Genomic DNA, 7,347 nt, shown 5'->3' on the forward strand with positions numbered 1-7,347 from the left:
AGGTCACGGAGCCTTGCCGATGAAATCCTATGAAGTGAATTTTGATGGCCTGGTGGGGCCTACCCACAACTACGGCGGCCTGTCCTACGGTAACGTGGCTTCGCAAAGCAACAGCCAGCAAGGCTCCAGCCCGCGCGAAGCTGCACGCCAGGGCCTGGCGAAGATGAAGGCATTGGCCGACATGGGCTTCAAGCAGGGCGTGCTGGCGCCGCAGGAGCGCCCGGATGTGGCCGCGCTCCGCCGTCTGGGCTTCAGCGGCAGCGATGCCGACGTGATCCAGCGCGCTGCCAAAGAGGCCATGCCGTTGCTGGTGGCCACCTGTTCGGCTTCGAGCATGTGGGTGGCCAACGCTGCCACGGTCAGCCCCAGTGCCGACACCGCCGATGGCCGCGTGCACTTCACTGCCGCCAACCTCAATTGCAAATACCACCGCAGCATCGAGCACCCGACCACCAGCCGCGTGCTGGCCGCGATGTTCAACGACGAGCAACGCTTCGCCCACCACCCGGCGTTGCCTGCCGTGGCGCAGTTCGGTGACGAGGGCGCTGCCAACCATACGCGCTTCTGCCGCGCCTATGGGGAGGCTGGCGTGGAGTTCTTCGTCTACGGCCGCAGTGCATTCGACAGCCGTTACCCGGCACCGCAGAAATACCCCGCCCGGCAGACCCTGGAGGCCTCGCAGGCCGTGGCCCGTTTGCATGGCCTGCATGAGGACGGGGTGGTCTACGCTCAACAGAACCCGGCGGTGATCGACCAGGGCGTGTTCCACAATGACGTGATTGCGGTGGGCAATGGCGAGGTGCTGTTCTACCACGAGGACGCTTTCCTCGAGACTGACAGGGTACTGGGCCAGTTGCGCGCTAAACTGGCCAGCAAGGGCGGCCGTTTCCAGGCCATCTGCGTGCCGCGCTCGGCAGTGGCGGTAGAGGATGCAGTGCGTTCCTACCTGTTCAACAGCCAGTTGCTCAGCCGTGACGACGGCTCCATGCTGCTGGTGGTGCCGGAAGAGTGCCGCAACAATGAACGCGTCTGGGCGTACCTTGGGCAGTTGACCCGCCAGGGCGGCCCGGTGAAGGAGGTCAAGGTGTTCGACCTCAAGCAGAGCATGCAGAACGGCGGTGGCCCGGCTTGCCTGCGTTTGCGCGTGGCCTTGAATGAAACGGAACTGGCGGCGGTCAACCAAGGCGTTATCATGACCGCCCCGCTGTACGACACCCTGCTGCAATGGGTCGACAAGCACTACCGTGATCGCCTGGTCGAGGCGGACCTGGCCGACCCGCAACTGCTGGTGGAGTGCCGTACCGCACTGGATGAATTGACCCAGATTCTGAAGTTGGGCTCGGTGTACCCGTTCCAACGCCAACCTTGAAGAGAGAATTGTAATGACCGACGCCCTGCGCCTGATCCTCGAAGATGAAGACGGCACCCAGCTCGAAACCTCCTGCACCCGTTTTGCCGTGGTTTGGCAAGGCAAGGAAGTGTGGATCCAGCAGGATGGCCGCGGCCAGTTGCTGATCGGTGTGGATGTCGAGGAAGGCGACGCCGAGTACGCCAACCTGCTGCTGCGGCCCATGGCCACCAACCTGGTCAGCCTGCAGCTGGAAATGGAGCCTGCAGAGCTTGGCGAAGACGACGATCACGTCCATGGCCCCGACTGCGGCCACACCCACTAAGGAAGTTCCTATGCTCGCCCTTGGTAAATTGCTTGAGCTGACCCTCACCGATCACGAACCGGCCGAGAAGACCCAAGTGACCACCAAGGGCACGCGTTTGCGCTGGCTAGGGGAGGGGGCGCTCGAAGTGCGCCCACCCGACAGCGAGGATTGCGGCCTGGACTTGCTGTTGTCTGCCGGTATTCATGGTAACGAGACAGCGCCTATCGAGTTGCTCGAACGGCTGCTGCATGGCGTGGCCGACGGGTCGATCAAGCCCAAGGCGCGGGTGTTGTTCCTGTTCGGCAACCCGGTGGCGATGCGCAAGGGTGAGCGTTTCATCGAACAGGACATCAACCGCCTGTTCAACGGGCGCCACGAGCTGTCCAGCGGTTTCGAGGCGTTGCGTGCGGCCGAGCTCGAGCAGTTCGCCCGGGTGTTCTTCAGCAAGCCGGGGCGCAGCCGCCTGCATTACGACCTGCATACTGCCATCCGCGGTTCGAAGATCGAGCAGTTTGCCTTGTACCCCTATAAAGAGGGGCGCCAGCACTCCCGTCGCCAACTGGCACGCCTGGCAGCGGCGGGGATGCAGGCGGTGTTGCTGCAAAGCAAGCCTTCCATCACCTTCAGCGCCTTTACCTACGAACAGCTGGAGGCTGAAGCGTTCACCCTGGAGCTGGGCAAGGCCCGCCCGTTCGGCCAGAACGAGCAAGTCAACCTCGACAAGCTCCAAGACCGCCTGATCAGGATCATCACGGCTGAAGAACCCGAGGACGAAGACTCGCTGGAGGGCCTGCAGCTGTTCAGTGTCTCCCGCGAAATCATCAAGCACAGCGACAGCTTTCACCTGCACCTGCCGGCGGATATCGAGAATTTTTCCGAACTGAGCAAAGGTTACCTGCTGGCTGAAGACCTGGCCGAGATGCGCTGGGTGGTCGAGGAAGAGGGCACGCGCATCATCTTCCCCAACCCCAAGGTCAAGAATGGCCTCAGGGCAGGGCTTCTGATCGTGCCCGATGCGGGGCAGCGGTTGAGCTGAGGGGTTGCTTACAGTTGCGTGCGCAGTTCCAGTTGCAGTGCCTGGCGTAATCCGTTCTCAGTGAAAGCGGCGGGGTTGGTGTTCAGCGCAGTAGCGCCTCCAAAGTTGAACTTGCAGTCGGTGGGCAAGCCGATGCTTTGCAGTAACAGGTTGTCTACCGGGTAGGCGCCGTAAGTGCCCTGAACCTCTGTCTGGCCTGGGAACACGGTGCCGGTCATGGAATTCCAGCCCTGGCACAGGCAGCGGTACAGGTCCAGCAGCGGCAATTGGGTTGCCGTCGACCAGTTCGGGTTGTAAGCCAGCATGCCACCGCTGTAGCCCCAGCTGCTCTGGTTTTCGTTGATGATGAAGTGGCCTTCGTCTTCGTCCTGCTCGTCATCGCTGGGGGTGTAGCAAGTGAACTGTTGCCTGGCCGCTTCGCTCACCCTGATCGGTTTTCCGGTATGCCCGGCCTTGTTGTCCAGGCCTGCCAGCAGTGCTTGGCCGCACGGCAATTTGCGCATCAGCACCAGCGCATCTTCTACCGCCTGGCGGAACGCCTCATCACCCGTCACTTGCACGCCGACGCGGCCTAGCGCCTGATGCTCGGCCGCTACAGGCTGGGCCAGGTGCGCATCGTACGCCGTGTTGCGGTAGAGCACGGTGCTGGAATTGGCCTGGCCAAGCAGGCAGTGGCCGGTGACATTGACCACCGCATCGCCTTTGTCGATCAGGACAGGGCCGCTACCGACGACTACCTGGTGCGTGCCGGTGTGCGCATCGATGTGCACCATGCCGGCCCCTGTCTCGATGCTGTTGCCGCTGCCGATCATGTCGATCAGTACCGGCTTGCGGACCTGTCCGGTAATGACCACCTGGTGCCCGCCGTCGGTCAGGCGAATGGCAATGGCTTCAGCGGTATGCTGGGCGACCATGAATACCGCGCCGTTGACCGTGACTTCCAGCAAGCAGTCGTGGGTCGTGATCTGCACACGTTTTTGCCGTGCATCCGAACCTGTGGCGCGCGGGGCGACATTGAACACCAGCAGCTCGGTGCTGGGCGCCAGGCGACGGTAGCGTCGCCCCAGCGCATAGGCGCGTTCCAGGGTGATACGCACATTGCCATCAGCCTGGATGTACTTCACCTCTGTCTGCTGCTGGGGGTGGTCCTTGTTGATGAATGCGGTGTGGTGGCTGCCAGCCTGCCGATCGTCGAGGTAATAGACGGGGCTGGCATTGATCAATGGCGTAGGGTGGGGGAGCGGGTGTGGGTCCGAGTGCAGTTTGGACAGGTTCAGCTCAGGCATGGCGCATTCCGGTATCGAGAAGAAAGGCGCAGCATCCCCTTTGGGCTGGGTGCCCAGGTGTTGCTTATGTACCGCCAGCGTGGCTGTGCAGCGCTGCCAGGCGACCTTGACAGTGTCGATGAACGGCATTTCATCCGCGCAATGCCGTTCTGGTGTACAAACACACTGTATCTCCTGTTCAGGCTGGCTATAATGGCGCCCTTTGCCGTCGTTTCGTCGATTCGACGTATTAGCCCAAACGGCCGCCGTTTCCGTGGAAGAACCTATGAAAAGCGCAGAAATCCGTGAAGCCTTCCTTCGCTTCTTCGAAGAGCAGGGCCATACCCGAGTTGCCTCCAGTTCGCTGATCCCGAACAACGACCCGACCCTGCTGTTCACCAACGCAGGCATGAACCAGTTCAAGGACTGCTTCCTCGGTGCCGAGAAGCGTGCCTATACCCGTGCGGTCAGCAGCCAGAAGTGCGTGCGCGCGGGCGGCAAGCACAACGACCTGGAAAACGTCGGTTACACCGCGCGTCACCACACGTTCTTCGAAATGCTGGGCAACTTCAGCTTCGGCGACTACTTCAAGCGCGACGCCATCACCTTCGCCTGGACCTTCCTGACCTCGGAAAAATGGCTGAACCTGCCCAAGGAAAAGCTCTGGGTCACGGTCTACGCCACCGACGACGAAGCCTACGACATCTGGACCAAGGAAGTAGGCGTGCCTGCCGAGCGCATGGTCCGCATCGGTGACAACAAGGGCGCCCCCTACGCTTCCGACAACTTCTGGACCATGGGCGATACTGGCCCGTGCGGCCCATGCACCGAGATCTTCTACGACCACGGCCCGGACATCTGGGGTGGCCCGCCCGGTTCGCCGGAAGAAGACGGTGACCGCTACATCGAGATCTGGAACAACGTCTTCATGCAGTTCAACCGCACTGCCGATGGCGTGCTGCACCCACTGCCAGCGCCGTCGGTGGACACCGGCATGGGCCTGGAGCGTGTCAGCGCCGTGCTGCAGCACGTGCACTCCAACTACGAGATCGACCTGTTCCAGAACCTGCTGGCAGCGGCGGCCTTGGCCATCGGTTGCAGCAATGACGGCCAGGCTTCGCTGAAAGTGGTGGCCGACCACATCCGCTCCTGCGGCTTCCTGATTGCCGACGGCGTGCTGCCATCCAACGAAGGCCGTGGCTATGTACTGCGCCGCATCATCCGCCGCGCTTGCCGCCACGGTAACAAGCTGGGCGCCAAGGGCAGCTTCTTCTACCAGATCGTTGCTGCCCTGGTGGCCGAAATGGGCGAAGCCTTCCCCGAGCTGACCAGCCAGCAAGCGCACATCGAGCGCGTGCTCAAGGCCGAAGAAGAGCAGTTCGCCAAGACCCTGGAGCAGGGCCTGCGCATCCTCGAGCAAGATCTGGCCCAGTTGCAAGGCGCCGTGGTACCCGGCGATGTGGTGTTCAAGCTGTATGACACCTACGGTTTCCCGATGGACCTGACGGCCGACATTGCCCGGGAGCGCGAGTTGACCATCGACGAAGCCGGCTTCGAGCGTGAAATGGACGCCCAGCGTGAGCGCGCCCGTTCTGCCAGCGCCTTCGGCATGGACTACAACAGCCTGGTCAAGGTCGACAGCGCCACCGAGTTCCTCGGTTACGACGCAACCGAAGGCCAGGGCAAGATCATCGCCCTGTACAAGGACGGCCAATCGGTCGACCAGCTGGGGGTGGGCGAGCAGGGCGTAGTGGTGCTCGACCGCACGCCGTTCTACGCCGAGTCCGGCGGCCAGGTGGGTGACAGCGGGTACCTGCAGGCGGGTGCTGCACGCTTTGACGTACGTGATACCACCAAGACCGGCGGGGCCTTCCTGCACCACGGTGTGGTCACCAGCGGTGCGCTGCTGATCGGTGCGCCGGTGGAGGCCAAGGTCGATGCAGACGTTCAGCACGCCACCTCGCTGAACCACTCGGCTACCCACCTGCTGCACGAAGCGTTGCGTCAGGTGCTGGGCGAGCACGTGCAACAGAAGGGCTCGCTGGTCGACAGCCAGCGCCTGCGTTTCGACTTCAGCCACTTCGAAGCGGTGAAGCCGGAGCAGCTCAAGCAGCTGGAAGACATCGTCAACCGCGAAGTGCGCAAGAACACGCCGGTCGAGACCGAACTGACCGACATCGAAACCGCCAAGGCCAAAGGTGCCATGGCGCTGTTCGGTGAGAAATACGGCGATACCGTGCGCGTGCTGACCATGGGTGGCGATTTCTCGGTAGAGCTGTGTGGCGGTATCCACGCCAAGCGTACCGGTGACATCAGCCTGTTCAAGATCATCAGCGAAGGCGGCGTGGCCTCTGGCGTACGCCGTATCGAAGCAGTCACCGGCGCCGCTGCGCTGGCCTACCTGAACGCTGCCGAAGAGCAGGTCAAGGAAGCCGCGCAACTGGTCAAGGGTAACCGTGACAACCTGATCGACAAGTTGTCGGCTGTGCTTGAGCGCAACCGTCAGCTGGAGAAGCAGCTGGAACAGCTGCAGGCCAAGGCCGCCAGCGCCGCAGGGGACGATCTCTCCAACGCGGCTGTTGAGGTCAAGGGTGCCAAGGTCCTCGCCGCCCGCCTGGATGGGCAGGATGGCAAGGCCCTGCTGGCCCTGGTCGATCAGTTGAAGAACAAGCTCGGCCACGCAGTGATCCTGCTGGGCAGCGAGCATGAGGGCAAGGTCGTGTTGGTGGCCGGCGTGACCAAGGACCTCTCCAGCCAACTCAAGGCTGGCGATCTGATGAAGCAAGCCGCTGCGGCGGTGGGTGGCAAGGGCGGTGGCCGTCCGGACATGGCCCAGGGCGGTGGCGTCGACGTCGCTGCGCTGGACAAGGCCCTGGCGCTGGCCGTGCCATTCGCAGAGCAGGGACTTTGAGATGAAGGGGTAGGCGGTTCAGTGGCGGGTGCGAAGCCTCCAGGTGCCGCACCCGGTGGCAGGCAGCAGCGTCACTGGCCACTTCCGCCACCCCTTCATGTTGGATTGTTTTTTGGGGCCCTGTATGGGCTGAGGCACCATTGAAATGGCGTTGATCGTACAGAAATTTGGCGGCACCTCTGTCGGTTCCATCGAGCGGATCGAGCAGGTAGCCGATAAGGTCAAGAAACACCGTGAAGCGGGCGACGACCTGGTCGTCGTGCTGTCGGCCATGAGCGGTGAAACCAATCGCCTGATCGACCTGGCCAAGCAGATCACCGATCAGCCGGTTCCGCGTGAACTGGACGTGATCGTGTCGACCGGTGAGCAGGTGACCATTGCCTTGCTGACCATGGCCTTGATCAAGCGTGGTGTGCCAGCGGTGTCCTACACCGGCAACCAGGTGCGCATTCTCACTGACAGCGCGCACAACAAGGCGCG

5 protein-coding genes and 1 pseudogene are annotated in these 7,347 nt (G+C 62.5%); 5 read left to right on the forward strand and 1 reads right to left on the reverse strand.

Annotated elements, in window-relative coordinates; genetic code table 11:
- Positions 1-19 precede the first annotated feature (19 nt).
- Genes astB through astE form a run of 3 tightly spaced genes read left to right on the forward strand, consistent with a single transcriptional unit; the run spans position 20 to position 2,691 of the window.
- Positions 20-1,369, forward strand: a complete 1,350-nt coding sequence (astB, locus tag APH30_RS12580) for an N-succinylarginine dihydrolase (RefSeq protein WP_054912726.1) — start codon at positions 20-22, stop codon at positions 1,367-1,369.
- 13 nt (positions 1,370-1,382) lie between these two features.
- Positions 1,383-1,673 (forward strand): hypothetical protein, encoded by a 291-nt coding sequence (locus APH30_RS12585; RefSeq protein WP_009681477.1) that lies wholly within the window; start codon positions 1,383-1,385, stop codon positions 1,671-1,673.
- 10 nt (positions 1,674-1,683) lie between these two features.
- Positions 1,684-2,691 carry a succinylglutamate desuccinylase gene (gene astE / locus APH30_RS12590; protein ID WP_054912727.1) on the forward strand — a complete coding sequence of 336 codons (1,008 nt, stop codon included), beginning with the start codon at positions 1,684-1,686 and terminating at the stop codon, positions 2,689-2,691.
- Positions 2,692-2,699: 8 nt separating this feature from the next.
- Here astE and APH30_RS12595 read toward each other — a convergent pair whose 3' ends face one another.
- Complete coding sequence (locus tag APH30_RS12595; protein WP_236184172.1) at positions 2,700-4,106, reverse strand: M91 family zinc metallopeptidase; 1,407 nt, start codon at positions 4,104-4,106, stop codon at positions 2,700-2,702.
- A gap of 136 nt (positions 4,107-4,242) precedes the next feature.
- Between APH30_RS12595 and alaS the strand changes: the two genes are divergently transcribed.
- Positions 4,243-6,867, forward strand: coding sequence for an alanine--tRNA ligase (gene alaS / locus APH30_RS12600; protein ID WP_054912728.1), 2,625 nt, complete (start codon positions 4,243-4,245; stop codon positions 6,865-6,867).
- 145 nt (positions 6,868-7,012) lie between these two features.
- Positions 7,013-7,347, forward strand: a pseudogene (locus APH30_RS12605) (aspartate kinase); the annotation flags it as partial.

Origin of the sequence: Pseudomonas sp. NBRC 111127, assembly GCF_001320345.1 — a bacterium.
Classification (GTDB): domain Bacteria; phylum Pseudomonadota; class Gammaproteobacteria; order Pseudomonadales; family Pseudomonadaceae; genus Aquipseudomonas; species Aquipseudomonas juntendi.